This is a genomic window from Chitinophaga sp. OAE865, assembly GCF_040546735.1.
GTDB classification, from domain to species: domain Bacteria; phylum Bacteroidota; class Bacteroidia; order Chitinophagales; family Chitinophagaceae; genus Chitinophaga; species Chitinophaga polysaccharea_A.
The window spans coordinates 2477609-2493801 of sequence record NZ_JBEPOF010000001.1 but is presented as its reverse complement, the minus strand read 5'-3'; the positions used below and the strand labels follow the sequence as shown (position 1 = coordinate 2493801).

General features: G+C 50.0%; 15 protein-coding genes. 6 read left to right on the top strand and 9 right to left on the bottom strand.

Annotated elements, in window-relative coordinates:
• The first annotated feature begins 4 nt into the window (after window positions 1-4).
• Window positions 5-586 carry an LOG family protein gene (locus tag ABIE50_RS10265; RefSeq protein ID WP_209863827.1) on the top strand — a complete coding sequence of 194 codons (582 nt, stop codon included), beginning with the start codon at window positions 5-7 and terminating at the stop codon, window positions 584-586.
• Here the strand turns inward: ABIE50_RS10265 and ABIE50_RS10260 are convergent.
• Together ABIE50_RS10260 and ABIE50_RS10255 are read right to left on the bottom strand one after the other, a co-directional pair.
• Complete coding sequence (locus ABIE50_RS10260; protein WP_209863830.1) at window positions 583-1632, bottom strand: DUF4421 domain-containing protein; 1050 nt, start codon at window positions 1630-1632, stop codon at window positions 583-585. The two genes, ABIE50_RS10265 and ABIE50_RS10260, sit on opposite strands and share 4 nt — an antisense overlap.
• A gap of 30 nt (window positions 1633-1662) precedes the next feature.
• On the bottom strand, window positions 1663-2151 hold the full coding sequence (locus ABIE50_RS10255) for a metallophosphoesterase family protein (protein WP_209863832.1): 489 nt from the start codon (window positions 2149-2151) through the stop codon (window positions 1663-1665).
• A gap of 36 nt (window positions 2152-2187) precedes the next feature.
• On the opposite strand from ABIE50_RS10255, the gene purU reads away from it, so the two are divergent.
• Both purU and ABIE50_RS10245 read left to right on the top strand, forming a co-directional pair.
• A complete protein-coding gene (gene purU, locus ABIE50_RS10250) occupies window positions 2188-3057 on the top strand; it encodes a formyltetrahydrofolate deformylase (RefSeq protein WP_209863835.1) in 870 nt (289 codons plus the stop codon).
• Window positions 3058-3090: 33 nt separating this feature from the next.
• Window positions 3091-3924 carry a CHAD domain-containing protein gene (locus ABIE50_RS10245; protein WP_209863838.1) on the top strand — a complete coding sequence of 278 codons (834 nt, stop codon included), beginning with the start codon at window positions 3091-3093 and terminating at the stop codon, window positions 3922-3924.
• Window positions 3925-3954: 30 nt separating this feature from the next.
• Here ABIE50_RS10245 and hutG read toward each other — a convergent pair whose 3' ends face one another.
• The 6 genes from hutG to ABIE50_RS10215 all read right to left on the bottom strand — a co-directional run bounded on the left by hutG (window position 3955) and on the right by ABIE50_RS10215 (window position 10656).
• On the bottom strand, window positions 3955-4959 hold the full coding sequence (hutG, locus tag ABIE50_RS10240) for a formimidoylglutamase (RefSeq protein WP_209863841.1): 1005 nt from the start codon (window positions 4957-4959) through the stop codon (window positions 3955-3957).
• Window positions 4956-6182, bottom strand: coding sequence for an imidazolonepropionase (gene hutI / locus ABIE50_RS10235; RefSeq protein ID WP_209863844.1), 1227 nt, complete (start codon window positions 6180-6182; stop codon window positions 4956-4958). The genes hutG and hutI overlap by 4 nt, the downstream gene beginning before the upstream one ends.
• 213 nt (window positions 6183-6395) lie before the next feature.
• Window positions 6396-8066, bottom strand: a complete 1671-nt coding sequence (gene hutU / locus ABIE50_RS10230; protein ID WP_209863847.1) for a urocanate hydratase — start codon at window positions 8064-8066, stop codon at window positions 6396-6398.
• Entirely contained in the window at window positions 8044-9612 is a 1569-nt protein-coding gene (hutH, locus tag ABIE50_RS10225) for a histidine ammonia-lyase (RefSeq protein WP_209863849.1), read from the bottom strand. Before hutH ends, hutU begins: the two co-directional genes overlap by 23 nt.
• A gap of 29 nt (window positions 9613-9641) precedes the next feature.
• The gene (locus ABIE50_RS10220) at window positions 9642-10121 is read right to left on the bottom strand and encodes a MarR family winged helix-turn-helix transcriptional regulator (RefSeq protein WP_142683335.1); all 480 of its coding nucleotides are present in this window, start codon (window positions 10119-10121) and stop codon (window positions 9642-9644) included.
• A 130-nt stretch (window positions 10122-10251) separates the two neighbouring features.
• Window positions 10252-10656 (bottom strand): SET domain-containing protein, encoded by a 405-nt coding sequence (locus ABIE50_RS10215; RefSeq protein ID WP_209863852.1) that lies wholly within the window; start codon window positions 10654-10656, stop codon window positions 10252-10254.
• Window positions 10657-10783: 127 nt separating this feature from the next.
• Here ABIE50_RS10215 and ABIE50_RS10210 point away from each other — a divergent pair, with 127 nt between their 5' ends.
• Together ABIE50_RS10210 and mgtE are read left to right on the top strand one after the other, a co-directional pair.
• Window positions 10784-11662 (top strand): bestrophin family protein, encoded by an 879-nt coding sequence (locus ABIE50_RS10210; RefSeq protein WP_142683337.1) that lies wholly within the window; start codon window positions 10784-10786, stop codon window positions 11660-11662.
• Between the two features lie 58 nt (window positions 11663-11720).
• Complete coding sequence (gene mgtE / locus ABIE50_RS10205) at window positions 11721-13097, top strand: magnesium transporter (RefSeq protein ID WP_209863855.1); 1377 nt, start codon at window positions 11721-11723, stop codon at window positions 13095-13097.
• A 35-nt stretch (window positions 13098-13132) separates the two neighbouring features.
• Here mgtE and ABIE50_RS10200 read toward each other — a convergent pair whose 3' ends face one another.
• The gene (locus tag ABIE50_RS10200) at window positions 13133-13666 is read right to left on the bottom strand and encodes a histidine phosphatase family protein (RefSeq protein WP_209863857.1); all 534 of its coding nucleotides are present in this window, start codon (window positions 13664-13666) and stop codon (window positions 13133-13135) included.
• Window positions 13667-13768: 102 nt separating this feature from the next.
• Between ABIE50_RS10200 and ABIE50_RS10195 the strand changes: the two genes are divergently transcribed.
• On the top strand, window positions 13769-16132 hold the full coding sequence (locus ABIE50_RS10195) for a S9 family peptidase (protein ID WP_209863860.1): 2364 nt from the start codon (window positions 13769-13771) through the stop codon (window positions 16130-16132).
• Window positions 16133-16193 lie beyond the last annotated feature (61 nt).

Here is a 16193-nt window from a genome sequence, read left to right as displayed (position 1 = left end):
AGATATGAATCGGATTGTTGTTTATTGCGGCTCCAGCGCCGGTCACAACCCCATTTACATGGAACAGGCTGCATTACTGGGCGCAGCACTGGCCCAACACGGCCTCACCCTGGTATATGGCGGTGCAAAAGTAGGGCTCATGGGCGCAGTGGCAGATGGCGCCTTAAACGCAGGCGGGAAAGCTATTGGCGTACTGCCGCATTTCCTGCAACAAAAGGAACTGGCGCATACCGGCCTTACAGAACTGATCCTGGTAGATACCATGCACGAGCGCAAAACCAAAATGAATGAATTGTCTGATGGGGTCATCGCATTGCCAGGCGGTTTCGGCACCATGGAGGAATTGTTTGAAATGCTCACCTGGGGCCAATTGGGCCTGCATAAAAAACCTATAGGCCTGCTGAATGTAAACGGCTTTTACGACGCCCTTACCGCCCTTTCCCAAACCATGTTCGAACAAGGCTTCCTCACAGCAGAAAACCGGGATATGCTGTTATCCAGCAATGATATCAGCGACCTGTTATCACAAATGGAAAGGTACCAGCCGCCTGCCAGGTCGAAATGGATCTCGCCGGCACAAAGCTAGATCGTTTTGGTTTTCCACAACGGCTTCTCCAGGGTGAAACGGCGCACCAGGCTCACCCTGAAATTGCCTGTACCAAACGTCTGGTAGGTGTGTGGTATAGACATGCCGCTGCGGGTATTCATACCCACGTAGTGGATCCCGGCAAAATAACGGCTGGAGTTGTATCCCAGCGAAGCGCGCACCGTGTTGCTGAATTGCAGCCCCACCTTACGGCTCACATCTCCGTTCACCAGGAACAGTGAGGTGATGTTCCCTCCTAACCCGCCGGTAACCGAGAGCGATAAAAAGAAATGCTCTTTCAGCACAAAAGTATAGGCGTAGCCCACATTGGCGGCCAGGGAGGAAATACCGGTCCTGTAATAATGCTCATCCCGTAAAAAGGCGGTATCCGCCATATTGGAGGGGATAAGGGAAGAATCGCCCTTGATGCCTGCCAGGAACACTTCCCCTCCCACGATCAGGGAGCCGGCGCTTTTCTTCTGGTACTCATTCTGCAGGTTGGGAGCGCGGTAGGAAAAACGTTTATCGTTAAAAATATACCCAACGTTCAGACCGAAGTCGGTATTCCTGATATCAGGCCGCCGTGGGTAAGGATTTTTAGCAGTGTAGGCTTTACCAAATACTTCTTCCGGGTTGGCAATGTAGTAGCCTTTATAATACTGGGCGTAAAAGTCTACCACAATTTTGCGGAGGTATACGTGCGACTGCAGATCAATGTATTTGGTTTTGCCGTACCGGTCGTTGCTGTTAATAAGGGGCAGGTTAAACCCGATATTAAGGCCTATAAAGCGGTAATTGGCGCCAAACCCCACATTAAAGGGGGTGTTGGGCCTGTACAGGATATCGGTTTTCGTTTTCCGGTCCATGATATCGTACCTGGTATATTTCCGGGAGCCGTACAGCCGGAAGGTAATATCTTCCGTATGATCTTCTATATACGCGGTATCATTTTCGGTTTTCAGCCATTTCAGGAATCTTCCCTGCGCCCTGGTCTGCGCTGCTCCCAATACCAATATTACCAGCCATGCTAAAAATCGTAGGTTCATAAACGTTGTAGGTTGAAACAATGTTGTTGATCAGGGAAGCTCTATCACTTCCAGTTGTTGAATATTACCGGCCTCCAGTTGAAAACGCAACAGCGTTTTTACTTTATGCCATCCCTGCTGTCCGCATGCTCCCGGGTTCATATGTAACAAACGAAGTGCCGCGTCCGGCATTACTTTCAGGATGTGGGAATGTCCGCAGATAAAGAGTTTGGGAGGATGCTGTTTCAGCTGCTCCTTCACACCGGGGGCATATTTCCCCGGATATCCGCCAATATGTGTCATCATAACCTCTACTCCTTCCAGGTTGAAACGCAGGATTTCGGGGTAACGGATACGGATATCCGCCCCGTCGATGTTACCAAAAACGGCCCGGAAAGGCTTAAAATTTTCCAGTTTATCGGCTAATTCCACATTTCCGATATCCCCGGCATGCCATATTTCATCTACTTCTTCAAAATATTTGAATACCTGCGGATGCAAATAGCTATGGGTATCCGACATCAATCCTATCTTTTTCAAGGGAAAATTGTATTAATATTTATATTTTGGCAGTATATGTTAACACAAGAAATCCCTCATATCACCGCCTGTTTGCTTATTTGCTGTCCGGACCGGCCTGGCATTGTAGCCGGTGTTTCACAGTTCCTGTACCTGTTGGGTGCAAATATACTGGATGCAAGTCAACACAGTACCGATCCCCGCGAAGGATTATTTTTCATGCGTATGGAATTCCAGCTGGCTAACCTGGATAAAGCCGCGCTGGAAGCAGCATTCCGGGAGCAGGTGGCTATTCCCCTGCAAATGGAATGGAAAATAGATTACAGCGATCGCCGTAAGCGTATGGCTATCATGGTATCGGCTTATGATCATTGTTTGCTGGAATTATTATGGAGATGGAAAAGCAGTGAGCTGCCGGTAGATATCCCGGTCGTGATCTCGAATCACGCAGCCCTGGAAAAAGAATGCACCAGCCTGGGCATCCCCTTTCATTATCTCCCCGTTAGCAGCAGTACCAAAGAACTGCAGGAACGCGCCGCCATCGGGCTGCTGGAACAGCACCGGGCAGACTTTACCGTGCTGGCCAGGTATATGCAGATCCTGTCTCCGCAGTTTGTAAGCCGCTACCCGCAGCGGATCATCAATATTCACCACTCTTTCCTGCCCGCTTTCGCAGGGGCAAGACCTTACCTCAACGCCTATACGAGGGGCGTAAAGCTTATTGGCGCTACTGCTCACTACGTTACCAATGAACTGGATGAAGGCCCTATCATTGAACAGGATGTGGCCAGGGTAAGCCATAAACATACCGTGGAAGACCTGGTAATGCTGGGGAGGGATATTGAAAGGCAAGTGCTCACCAGGGCGGTAAAAGCCCATATCGATAACCGCGTGATCCTTCATGGGAACAAAACCATCGTATTCTGATCCCAGCGGGGAATTTTTCGTTAACTTAAAGGCATGCTACAAACTGCCTTATATCATTATCTCCGTAAGGAGTGCGATACCGTAACAACCGCATACCATACCCTGCGGGAGGCCCCCGGCGATGCTGCCGCTATTCACGCCATGCGGGTAAGCGTAAAAAAACTGCGGGCATTCTTTTCGCTGGCAAAACAATTACCTGGTTATTCGTTCGGAGCTGGCAGGCACCTGCGCACCGCCAGGCTGATACAGTCTATAGGCGGCGCTTCCAGGGACACGCATCTCCAGGAAAAAAACCTGCGCAACTATGAAAAAAAGGTATCGTGGCGTTTTTCATTTGCGCACCTGCTGCTGCAAAACAAAGCTGCCACTGCCAGTGAAATGTTACAGGCCACCGTGAAATTTTCCTCCCTGAAAAAACTGGATACACTGCCGGAAAGATTTAAGGATGCAATAGCGGATATAGACAGCAAAGCCGCTACCGCCGCGCTGATCAGTTACCTGCAGGAGCAGCATAAAAAGATCACCGTGCCTGCCAGCAGGGCCCATCATACGGTATGGCATGAGGTACGGAAAGAAGTAAAGGCTTTATACTACCAGCTCAATATACTGGAACAGGTACTTCCTGCGGTGTTCACAGAAAACCTGGTAACGCCCACCCGTAAAGCGGGCGAGCTGCTGGGGCAATGGCATGATACCAGCGAACTATTATTGTTTGTAAAGGCAACAGTGGCACAGCTGAAAAAAGAAAAGACCGTACTGCCTGTAAATGCGCAACAGCTGATACAACTGCTGCAAAGAGATATGAAGGAACAACTGGCGCAATGCGCCTGGCAGGTGAAAGAGCTGAAAGCGGTAAGCGGCATTTAACATATACCCGTTAAAGTAAACGGCTACACGCTAAAATGCTTCTTCCCCGCTATATGCCATCACAATTTCAAAAACCAGGGCAGCTGCCAGTTTCGCGGTACGGTTGTCTATATCCAGTGAAGGGTTTAACTCCGCAATATCAGCCCCTGCCACTTTCCCGCTCTGCAATATTTTACGGAAACACTGGAGGAACAAGCCTCCCGGCATGATGCCATTATAAGCGGTAGCACTTACTCCTGGTGCAAACGGCGCTGCAAATACATCGAGGCAGGTAGTTAAGTATACTTTATCCACCTGGCTGAGAAAATGCTGTATGGCGGCAAACAGCGTGTCTTTATCCTGCAAATGAAAAGCATCGGCGCTCACATAGGTAGCATCTTCCTCCCCGGCGGTATTGAACAGCTGGCGGGTATTGCCATTCTTTTGTATGCCCAGTGCCAGGTAATGAAAAGGTGTACCGTCCTGTTTGGCATCCTGCGCCAGTTGCCAGAAGCCGGTGCCTGAGCTGGCGCCTTCCGGTCCGGGTATACGGATATCAAAATGCGCATCAAAATTAATAAAGCCTGTTTGTTGCTTCCCGGCATACCGTCGGATACCACGGGCATGCCCATACGTAATTTCATGGCCCCCGCCCAGCAGTAGTGGCAGGTATCCTGCAGTGAGAATGGCATTTACCGCTTCACTGAGCACCAGCTGTGCATTTTCCAGTTCGCCGTTGATACACAGGATATCGCCGGCATCCAGTAACACCATTTGTGCGTTAAAGTGAACCGGAAAATTGGCAATGGCCTTACGCAAAGCGGCAGGCCCTTCTGCAGCGCCCGTGCGACCTTTGTTGCGGCGTACGCCTTCATCGCAGGCAAAGCCAAGGAACACAATGCCTTTCTGCCCCTGCTTCAGTACCGGCAGCGGCGCCTGTAGCAGGTCCGTTATGGTAATCACCTGGTGCCAGCGCAGCAGGTCGGGTTCCGTACCATCAGTACGTCCGCTCCATGATGCAACAGTGGAGGGCAGGTAATTTTCTTTTGTTATCATACTGCAATTCCTTTCTTCCAAACCAGGGCTGGCTTCATTTTACCCTGGTAATAAAGTATATCACGGTAATCGGCAGTGGGATATGCCTGCATGTCTGCCGCATAACCCGCCAGCAGCTGGCCTGCATCTTTCAGTTGCAATGCGGGCGCTGCTCTCACGGTCATTGCGGCCAGCACTTCTGCGGTCGACAATTTCTCTGCAGCGCTCATTACAGCTGCCTGTACCAGCAAGTCGCCCATAGGCGCCGATCCCGGGTTCCAGTCGCTCGCAATGGCCACGCATGCACCCGCATTCAACAATTTGCGTGCCGGTGCATACCCCATTCCGAGCCCCAGAGAAGCACCTGGCAAAACTACTGCAACCGTACCAGAATTTGCAAGCAGGGCAATTTCTTTTTCAGTGCTGGCTTCCAGGTGATCGGCAGATAATGCGCCGGTATTTACGGCTACTTCGGCGCCGCCGGCGCTGAACTGATCCGCATGCACAGTAGCCACAAACCCCTGCTGCATAGCCTGTTGCAGGAAGCCGGTGGCGGCCTTTGCAGAAAATGCGGTTTCTTCTATGAAAATATCCACCCGGTTGCTCAACTGCTCCTGTTGTATCACCGGCAGTAATTCCGCTAAGATCCATTGCAGGTAAGCGTCTTCACTGCCTTCATAATCTCGGGGTTTCATATGCGCTGCCAGGCAGGTAGGCACCAGGGTGGCAGGTGTGTGCAATCCCGCCTGTTGTATAGCGCGCAGCATCTTTAATTCATCTTCCAGGTTCAGGCCGTATCCACTCTTTACTTCAATAGTGGTTACTCCTTCTGCCAGGTGGCGGTTGGCACGGGCTACTGTATTTTCCGCGAGGGTAACAGCATCGGCTATACGCGTTTTGGTAACAGAGTCCCATATACCACCGCCTGCCCGGGCTATTTCCAGGTAACTTTTACCGGCAATACGCATAGCATAATCACGGTTGCGGGTACCATCGTAACAAATGTGTGTATGACAATCAATAAATCCCGGCAATAAAACCAGTGGTGTATCCTGGAAAGCGATCTCGCAATCCGGGTATTTCTGCAACAGGGATTTGTAATCCGCTATAGCCACTATCTCACCGTTTTCCACCACTACCCCGCCTTTTTCTATCACGGTTAACTGCTCATCGTGCAGGGTGCCTTTGGGCGACAGCCCGGTCATTGGGAGGATCTGGGCAAAAGGCCCGATTAATGTTTTCATGGGCAATTGATTAAAAGCTGTACGCGGATGTTGTCTGACTCAGGATTATGATGATTAAGCTGATTACATTGATTTTATATTTAATTAAAAGAGATAAAAGCGAATTTATCCGCTCTATTTCCATTAATTTCTGTTCAAATTCCCCAAATAAAAATCATCATAATCAGCTTAATCATCATAATCCTGAGTCAGACAACCTTCGCGTAATCTTTGTTAAATGCTGATATTAAATTTTTCTCCCCATTCCTGCGCCTTTTCATAACCGGCATCAGCATGACGGAAAATGCCCAATGCAGGATCATTGAAAAGCACGCGGCGTAAACACTCCGCTGCGCGGTCTGTGCCGTCTGCCAGCACTACCATACCCGCATGCTGGGAATAACCCATGCCTACGCCGCCGCCATGATGGAAGGATACCCAGGTAGCGCCGCCGCCGGTATTGGCCATGAGGTTCAGCAGGGTCCAGTCGCTCACAGCATCGGAGCCGTCTTTCATGGATTCCGTTTCACGGTTGGGAGATGCCACGGAGCCACAGTCGAGGTGATCACGGCCAATCACGATCGGCGCTTTCACTTTCCCTGTTCTCACCAGTTCATTAAAAATAAGACCGGCTTTCTCACGCTCGCCCAATCCCAGCCAGCAGATACGTGCGGGCAATCCCTGGAAAGCCACTTTTTCCTGTGCCTGTTTCAGCCAGTTGATCAGGTGGGTATTTTCCGGGAAAGCCTCCATCAGCGCACGATCTGTGGTGTAAATATCTTCCGGGTCGCCGGAAAGGGCTACCCAGCGGAAGGGGCCTTTCCCTTCACAGAACAACGGGCGTATATATGCCGGCGTAAAGCCGGGGAAGTTGAAAGCATTGGGCTCCCCGCCTTCGCGTGCAAATTCACGGAGGTTATTGCCATAGTCGAAAGTAACGGCGCCTTTTTGCTGCAGCTGCAACATAAAGCCTACATGGCGGGCCATGCTTTTCAGCGATAGCTCCCTGTATTTTGCAGCATCGCTCTTACGCAGCTCCGGTGCGGCTTCCAGGGTGAGGCCGTTGGGGATATACCCGTTCAGCGGATCATGCGCAGAGGTTTGATCTGTGAGGATGTCTGGTATGATATTATCTTTCAGCATTCGTTCCAGCATATCGCCTGCATCGCTTACCAGGCCTATAGACAAGGCTTCACCTTTAGCCTGGGCTTCTTTCGCCCATTGAATGGCTTCTTCGTAGGAATAAGTCATCCGGTCGATATAGCGGGTGTCCAGTCTTTTCTGAATGCGTGCAGGATCAATATCAGCGCCAATGAACACCGCACCGGCCATAGTAGCGGCCAGTGGTTGTGCGCCTCCCATACCGCCAATACCGGCGGTTACCAGCAGTTTTCCTGAAAGGTTACCATTGAAATGCTGGCGGCCGCATTCCATAAAGGTTTCATAGGTTCCCTGCAGGATACCCTGGGTACCGATATAGATCCAGCTGCCGGCAGTCATCTGGCCGTACATCATCAGTCCTTTGGAGCGCAGTTCGTTGAAATGCTCCCAGGTAGCCCATTTGGGCACCAGGTTGCTGTTGGCCAGCATTACCCTTGGCGCCTGGGGATGCGTGCGCACAATACCTACGGGCTTACCGGATTGCACCAGCAGGGAATGTTCATCGTCAAGTGTTAATAATATGTCGATGATCTTTTGCAAAGATTCCCGGTTTCGCGCTGCCTGGCCAATACCGCCATACACCACCAGCTCGTCCGGGTTTTCGGCTACTTCTGCATCAAGATTGTTGAGCAACATACGCAGGGGCGCTTCGGTTTGCCATGATCTGGCGTGCAGCTGTGTACCACGCGGCGCTTTATAATGCGGGTGAGCTGCATATGTTTTAATAAAGTCCAAACTGGTCATTATAAAGTCCGTTTAAGTTAAGTTGATGGTTAGCCGCTGCTTCGTTGGCCACACGTACGAGCGACTGGTCAGTAATAATATGATGCAAAGCGGCAATGTCGTTGGAGAAGATGCGGTCCTTATCTGCAAAGGATACATGCCTGCGGGTGTATTGATGCACGGCTTCCAGCACCGGGCCCGATTTCAGCGGCCGGCGGAAATCCACTGCCTGTGCGGCATACAGCAGCTCAATAGCAAGGATGTATTCCAGGTTGCTGATCACCTGGTTTAATTTACGCCCGCTGATGGAGCCCATGGATACATGGTCTTCCTGCCCCAGCGAGGTAGGCACACTGTCTGCGCTGGCAGGAAAACATAATGTTTTATTCTCCGTTACCAATGCAGCGGTGGTATATTGTGGTATCATGAAACCGGAGTTGAGGCCGGCGTCCTGTATCAGTAATTTCGGCAGCCCGTATCTTCCTTCAATCATCATATAACAACGCCTGTCGGAAATGTTGCCCAGCTCCGCAGCGGCCACTGTAGCGTAATCCAGCGGCAATGCCAGGGGCTGCCCGTGGAAGTTGCCGCCACTGATGGTATCTTCCGCGCTGAAGATGATCGGGTTATCCGTAACGGCATTCAGCTCTATAGTGGTAAGTTCGCGAAGGTGCTGCCATGCAGTGCGCGATGCACCATGTACCTGTGGCATGCAGCGCAGGGAATAGGGGTCCTGCACACGGCCGCAGTCTACATGCGACGACATGATCTCCGAATTATCCAGCAGCGTTTTCAAACGGTGTGCCACCAGCTGGTTGCCCGGATAGGGCCGGATCACATGCAGGCGGGGATCAAAAGGTTTGGCAGTGCCCATGAGTCCTTCCAGAGATAAAGCCCCGATGATATCTGCGGCTTCCAGCGCATTATACAGCCGTTGCACGGCTTTCACTGCAAACGACAGGATGAACTGTGTGCCGTTGATAAGCGCCAGGCCTTCTTTAGGGCCCAGTACTACCGGCTGTATGCCTTCCTGCTGCATCATGGAAGCGGTATCTGTTTTCCGGCCACGGTACATCACATGCCCCAGCCCTATCAGTGGCAGGAAGAGATGCGACAACGGGGCAAGATCGCCCGAAGCGCCTACAGAGCCTTTTTCAGGGACCAGCGGTGTGATGCCATGCTCAATATGCCAGATGATCCTTTCAAGGGTAGATAATGCTACGCCTGAGTAACCCTGGGCCAGCGCCTGCACTTTAGTGATGAGCATGATGCGGGCAATCTCTTCCGGGATATTTTCTCCTACGCCTACGCTATGGCTTTGCAGGATATTGTACTGCAGCGCACGGGTATCCTCCTCGGAGATCTTGGTATCGCATAGCGGGCCGAAACCAGTGTTAATGCCATATACCGTGGTATGCTGCGCCACGATGGTTTGTACATAGCCGAAGCTGGTTTGTACACGTGTAATCACTTCCGGTACCAGTATGCCTTTTACCCTGCCGGCGGCAATATCAATGGCGCTGGCAACAGTGAGCTGGTCGATACCGTACTTAAAAATATCACTCATGTCGTTCGATTTTTCTGGTGTATGATATATTATAGTTGTTGCCTGATCCTGTCTGATAAAGGTTTTTGCTGCACTGATTGTTCGATCTGCGCAATAGCGGTGAGTATCTGCTGGCTTTGTTTATTCTCTGTTACCAGTGTTTCCATAGCCGTGGTAATGGCTTCCCATACAGGCTGTATCTGCTGCAGCAGTTCCTCTCCTTTTTTGGAGAAGGCCACCAGCTGCCGGCGCCCGTCTTCCTTGCAGGGCGTTGTTTTGAGGAGCCCTTTCTTTTTCAGATTGGTCACCATCTGGCTTACGGCGGAGTGGGATATTTCCAGTTGTTCGGCGATATCTATCATGGGAACCGGCTGCTGTTTTGATAAGAGGTAGAACACGGGGAACCAGCTGGCGTCGAAGGGAATGCCCGCCTGTTCGTATACTTTGTTCACTTCCATAAGAAAGTATTCGCTCAGCCTGCGCAGGCGGCTGCCAAAAACGAGGTAGCCCAGTGACGGATAGAATGACATATAAAAGGTTGACGTTAAAATTATATAAGTACTTATACAATATTACGAAAGAAATACGAATAATAGCGTTGCCTGGCAGGAATTGTTGTTCACTGCTATCTGCCTGCAACGACACTATTCGTACTACCTGTTATTTTTTTACCGTCTGTTTCTTTTTGGTATCAAACCAGAGGGGGGAATTGTCTGTTACATCACCATTGTAGTTGATAAAGAGCTCCTCTCCTTTCTTGATTTCACGACGGGTGATGATACTCATGGTTTCTTCCTTGAAATCCATCTCATACTCACAGTTGGGGTCGTAGTCGTGATTATAGATAGAGCAAAAGCCCAGCGCCACGCAGGAACGGGTTTCTTTTGCACCCCAGAGGAAAATATAATTATGGAGTCTTGTTTTATCCACAATCTCGGTATCGTCGTAAGTAAGAACGAGCACAGGTGAAGTCTCTATCCTTGTTCCGGCAGGGATCCTTTCTTTGGTATAAACACCCCGGCCCTTTCCTTTCGACTTATCAATGTACAAATACGGCTTTATCATAGCGCAATTTCAAAAATAAAAGAAGACGTAAAGTAAAGTTAAAGCAGGAAGTTATCAAAATCATGTTTAAAAAATTTAGGTTTGCCGCCCGGAAAATATTTTTTTTGCCTTTCATTAACCTGTATATATGATCAATTATAACCCGAAAGAATGGTTTACGTTCATTTTCCGTCTCCATAAAGCAGATACGGTAAGGAAGCTGTTCCCCATGTTTATTGCCCTTTCTGTTTATTCTGCCATCATTGCCTGGCTGGAGCTGGAGGTATGGAAGCTGTCTGAAAAGAGCGAGTTAAAGAATATAACGCTGATGTATGGCCTGCTGGGCTTTGTGATCTCCCTGTTACTGGTATTCCGCACCAACACGGCGTACGACCGCTGGTGGGAGGGCCGCCGCCTATGGGGCTCCCTGGTGAACAGCAGCCGCAACCTGGCCATTAAGATCCAGGCCATGCTGCCGGCTGAAAACAAAGCCGACAGGGAATTCTTTAAGGTAATGATCCCGAATTTTGCCTATAGCCTGAAAAACCATTTGCGTAAAACTTATATTCATGAGGAGATGGAGGCTATCCCCGGGCAGGAACCCCTGCATACCGATATCAGCAAACATGTGCCTAACCAGTTGTCGCAGCTCATTGTTTCCAAAACAATGGACCTGTACCGCAACGGGCAGCTGACCGGCGATCAGCTCATCCTGCTGAACACCGAGCTGCAGTCCTTTGCCGATGTATGCGGCGCCTGCGAACGGATCAGGAACACCCCTATCCCGTTCTCCTACAGCGTGTTTATCAAGAAATTTATCTTCTTCTATGTAATGTCCATGCCCTTTGGATATGTATTCAGCCTGGGTTATCTCATTATACCCATGATTGTGTTCGTATTCTTTGTGCTGGCAAGCCTGGAGCTCATTGCAGAAGAAATTGAAGACCCCTTCGGCAAAGACGCCAACGATTTGCCGCTGGATAATATTTGCAGCAACATCCGCCTGCATGTATCAGAATTATTATAAGGGCTGCCCGGCAGCGTGCCTATTTTAACTTAATTTCGCAGATAGAGGCAAATTGTACATGGAAAATGAAGCTTTACTGGAGAAATTCCAGACACTGACAAATGAGAAAAATTACCGCGAATTGTCAGTTTACCTGGATGACCAGCTGATTACGGATATAGCCGAATTGATTCACGAGGTCCCTGAAGATGCCGGAACAATCATCAATCACCTGTCGATCGGAAGAGCGGCAGCGGCTTTCCGTATCCTGGACTTTCCTCTGCAGGAAGATGTAATACGCACTTTATCGCCCGCGAAAATAGCAGAGCTCATGAACGAGCTCCCTGCGGATGACCGTACCGCCTTCCTGGAAGAGCTTCCCAGCGAAGCGGTAAAAGAGCTCATCAAATTGCTGGACCCCGAAGAGCGCCGGATCACCCTTTCCCTCCTGGGTTACAAGGAGAACAGTGTGGGCCGTATCATGACGCCCGACTATATTGCCGTGAGGGAAGAATGGAGCGTAAAGGAAGTGCTGGATTATATCCGGGAACATGGCAAAGACAGTGAAACCATCGATGTAATTTATGTAATTGATGAAAAAGGACAGCTGCTGGATGATTTCCGGATACGCGAGTTCCTGCTGGTATCGCCGGATACGGTGGTACATACCCTGATGGACGACCGCTTTGTATCGCTCCATGCCAACGATGACCAGGAAGAGGCCATACAGGTATTCCGGATGGAAAACAGGGTAGCCTTGCCCGTGGTAGACGACCAGGGCGTGCTGCTCGGCATTGTGACCATCGATGATATGTTATGGATAGCCAATGAAGAGCACACCGAAGATATTCAGAAGATCGGTGGTACCGAAGCCCTGGATGAGCCATACCTTGATATGCCCCTGCTGCGCCTCGTAAAAAAACGGGTAGGCTGGCTGGTAGTATTGTTTATCGGTGAAATGCTCACGGCTACCGCCATGGGATTTTTTGAAGATGAAATTGCAAAGGCCGTAGTACTGGCGCTGTTTGTGCCGCTTATCATTTCCAGCGGCGGTAACAGCGGCTCACAGGCATCTACCCTGATCATCCAGGCCATGGCCCTGGGCGAGATCGGCATAGGCGACTGGTGGCGGGTAATGCGCAGGGAAATCATTTCCGGTCTGCTGCTTGGCGGCGTACTGGGCGCCATCGGCTTCCTGCGTATCCTGCTCTGGAACTCCCTGTTCCATACTTATGGCGATCATACCGTACTGATTGGGGCTACAGTAGGCATTTCCCTGGTAGGCGTTGTACTGTGGGGAACGTTGTCTGGCTCTATGCTGCCCTTGCTGTTAAAGAGATGCGGCGCGGACCCGGCCACGTCTTCTGCCCCGTTTGTAGCTACCCTGGTGGATGTAACGGGACTGCTCATTTACTTCACCGTGGCCTATACGCTTATGAAAGGCATATTGCTGTAACGCGCCACTATAGCGGGGGAAAAGCTTTTCCTCCGCTAGTAACATATTTCTTTAAGCTCCGTACCCTCCCTTGTTTTCCGCACTATAAACAACCTGTCGTATTCGTTCTCTCCTATAATATCCATATGGGGATTGGCTTTCAGGCTGCGAAGGATAGGTACCACCGTGTTGGAATGCCCTATCACAAGGAGACGCTTGCCCCAGTCGCCATGCCGGGTAACCTGGTAAATAAAAGACTCCCCGCTGGTATCCGCTGCATAGAAACAGGTATCAAGATGTAAACGGATCCGCATACTATCGGCCGTGGCAATGGTTCGTTTGTAAGGTGTGAAGTAAATTTTATTGAGCCCTGAATCTTTCAGCAGCCGGTATAAAGCACCTGCCCTTTCCTGGCCGGCTACCGTTAATGTAGAATCCGGGCCGGGGTTTCTTTCTGCATGCCTGATCACATAAAAAGTACCGGTTAAAAAAGTGGTATCCTCAGACACCGGCACCGGTTGGCGCACGGGCCGTTTGGGCTTGCAGGCGGCAAAAGAAAGGCAGGAAAGCAATAGTGGCAATATACGCATAGAACGGATTTAAGGCAGATGACCGCGTTACGTCCATCCAAAACTTACGGCAATTTATGATTAAACCGTTACATTTATTCCCCAACAAAATAATGAACCGCTATGAGAAAATGGGTACTGCCCGCCATTATTTTTTTATCAGCCAACCGCCTCTGCGCCCAGCAGGTAGCACCGCTTACGGTAGAAAAGATCATGCGCGATCCCAAATGGATAGGAACTTCTCCTGATAACGTTTTCTGGGGGCCCGACAACCAGACCGTTTACTTCAGCTGGAACCCGGATAAACAACTGAGTGATTCCCTTTACTATGCCGGCGTAAAAAACAACACGCCCCGAAAAACGGCAGCGGATGAACGTTCGCTGATTAATGCCAGGGCAAATGGTAATTATAATGCAGATAAAACATTACTGCTTTATACCTATCAGTCTAATGTTTATTTGCAGGAAATAAAAACAGGAAAAAGCATTCAAATCACACAAACAAAATCGCGTAAATCCGACCCCGTATTCAGTTTTGGAGAGAAGCAGGTCGTATACCAGGATGGCGGTAATCTTTTTGCCTGGGAAAAGGCAACGGGGAAAACCACACAGCTGACCGATTTCAGCTGGCCCAATGACAACGATGATCCAGACGACAATCTAAATGCGGCGGACAAATTCCTGAAGGCCCAGCAATTGGAGATAATGGAAGTGGTGCGGGATGAAAAAGCGAAAAAAGATGCGAGTGATGCTTTTAACGAGCGCTATACCCCAAAGCCACTACGCAATCTGGGTAAGCAAGGCAAATTCCAGCGGGATATACAAATCAGCCCCGATGGCCGTTTTATAACCTACAAAATCAGTACCCAGGTAAAAAGCCATACTACCATTGTACCGGAGTTTGTCACAGCTTCCGGATATACTACTGATATCGCCGCCCGCGACAAGGTGGGCTCACCCCAACGCAGCTTTGAAAGCTTTGTTTACGATCGGCAGCGCGATACCGTACTCCCCATCAAAATCTCAGATCTCCCCGGCATCAAAGACCAGCCCGATTACGTTAAGGACTATACGAAAAAAGATACGCCCAAAGTAAGGGAGGTGATCGTGAACGGCCCGTACTGGTCGGATAAAGGCACGCATGCCATCGTTGACATCCGTTCACAGGACAACAAAGACCGCTGGATCGCCTTACTGGACGGGACTACCGGGACACTGAAAACCATCAACCGCCAGCGCGATGAAGCCTGGATAGCCGGTCCTGGTATTGGCTGGAGCATGGGCGGCGCCAACCTCGGATGGATAGATGAAAACACCTGCTGGTTCCAGTCTGAAGCCACCGGTTACTCCCACCTGTATACCGCCAATGTAACTAATGGCGATGTGAAACCAATCACCAGCGGCAATTACGAAGTACAAACCGCACAACTATCTCCCGATAAAAAATATTTCTATATCACCACCAACGAAGTACATCCCGGTGAACAGCAATATTATCGTTTAGCCGTTGCCGGTGGAAAGGCGGAAAAGATCACCACCATGCCCGGCGCCAATGATGTAAGCATATCGCCCGATGGCAAATGGATCGCCTTCCGCTATTCCTATTCCAACAAGCCCTGGGAATTATATCTGCAACCCAATACCCCGGGCTCAAAACCGGTACAGGTAACCAACCTGGCGCAGTCGGACGAATTCAGGTCATACCCCTGGCGCGATCCGCAGGTAATTACTTTTACTGCCCGCGATAACCAGCCCGTATACGCCCGCCTGTATACGCCCGACCCTGCTAAAAATAACGGCGCCGCGGTGATCTTTGTACATGGCGCCGGCTATTTACAGAATGCGCATAAATGGTGGAGCTCCTATTTCAGGGAATATATGTTTCATAACCTGCTTACCGATAAAGGCTATACGGTGCTGGATATGGATTACCGCGGCAGTGCAGGCTACGGCCGCAACTGGCGCACCGGCATTTATCGCCATATGGGCGGGAAAGACCTGGATGACGAAGTGGACGGGGCCAAATATCTGGCAGAAAAATTGCAGGTGGACGCCCGTCGTATTGGTATCTACGGAGGCAGTTACGGCGGCTTTATGACGCTGATGGCCCTTTTCACCCAGCCAGATGTGTTCGCATCCGGCGCTGCATTGCGGTCGGTAACGGACTGGGCCCATTACAATCACGGCTATACGAGCAATATATTAAATGAGCCGTTCACTGACAGCATTGCCTACCGCAGGTCTTCGCCCATCTATTTTGCAGAAGGACTGAAAGGCAAACTGCTGATGTGTCATGGCATGGTAGATACCAATGTGCATTTCCAGGATATTGTGCGCCTGTCACAACGACTGATAGAATTAGGGAAGAATAACTGGGAACTGGCAGTATATCCTGTAGAAGATCATGGATTTACTACCCCCAGCAGCTGGACAGATGAATATAAAAGAATACTTTTGCTCTTCGAGAGTACGCTCTTGAAGAGATGATTGCATTTTAATTTTTTTTATTTAGTTCTATCTCAATAAAAAAAATATAAAAGGGAATACG

Coding starts and splice junctions, on each gene's coding strand:
- ABIE50_RS10265 (WP_209863827.1), top strand. CDS start 5: ATGAATCGGATTGTTGTTTATTGCGGCTCCAGCGCCGGTCACAACCCC.
- ABIE50_RS10210 (WP_142683337.1), top strand. CDS start 10,784: ATGATCAATTATAACCCGAAAGAATGGTTTACGTTCATTTTCCGTCTC.
- ABIE50_RS10200 (WP_209863857.1), bottom strand. CDS start 13,666: ATGCGTATATTGCCACTATTGCTTTCCTGCCTTTCTTTTGCCGCCTGC.
- hutH (WP_209863849.1), bottom strand. CDS start 9,612: ATGAGTGATATTTTTAAGTACGGTATCGACCAGCTCACTGTTGCCAGC.
- ABIE50_RS10220 (WP_142683335.1), bottom strand. CDS start 10,121: ATGTCATTCTATCCGTCACTGGGCTACCTCGTTTTTGGCAGCCGCCTG.
- hutU (WP_209863847.1), bottom strand. CDS start 8,066: ATGACCAGTTTGGACTTTATTAAAACATATGCAGCTCACCCGCATTAT.
- hutG (WP_209863841.1), bottom strand. CDS start 4,959: ATGATAACAAAAGAAAATTACCTGCCCTCCACTGTTGCATCATGGAGC.
- ABIE50_RS10260 (WP_209863830.1), bottom strand. CDS start 1,632: ATGAACCTACGATTTTTAGCATGGCTGGTAATATTGGTATTGGGAGCA.
- ABIE50_RS10215 (WP_209863852.1), bottom strand. CDS start 10,656: ATGATAAAGCCGTATTTGTACATTGATAAGTCGAAAGGAAAGGGCCGG.
- ABIE50_RS10195 (WP_209863860.1), top strand. CDS start 13,769: ATGAGAAAATGGGTACTGCCCGCCATTATTTTTTTATCAGCCAACCGC.
- mgtE (WP_209863855.1), top strand. CDS start 11,721: ATGGAAAATGAAGCTTTACTGGAGAAATTCCAGACACTGACAAATGAG.
- ABIE50_RS10245 (WP_209863838.1), top strand. CDS start 3,091: ATGCTACAAACTGCCTTATATCATTATCTCCGTAAGGAGTGCGATACC.
- purU (WP_209863835.1), top strand. CDS start 2,188: ATGTTAACACAAGAAATCCCTCATATCACCGCCTGTTTGCTTATTTGC.
- hutI (WP_209863844.1), bottom strand. CDS start 6,182: ATGAAAACATTAATCGGGCCTTTTGCCCAGATCCTCCCAATGACCGGG.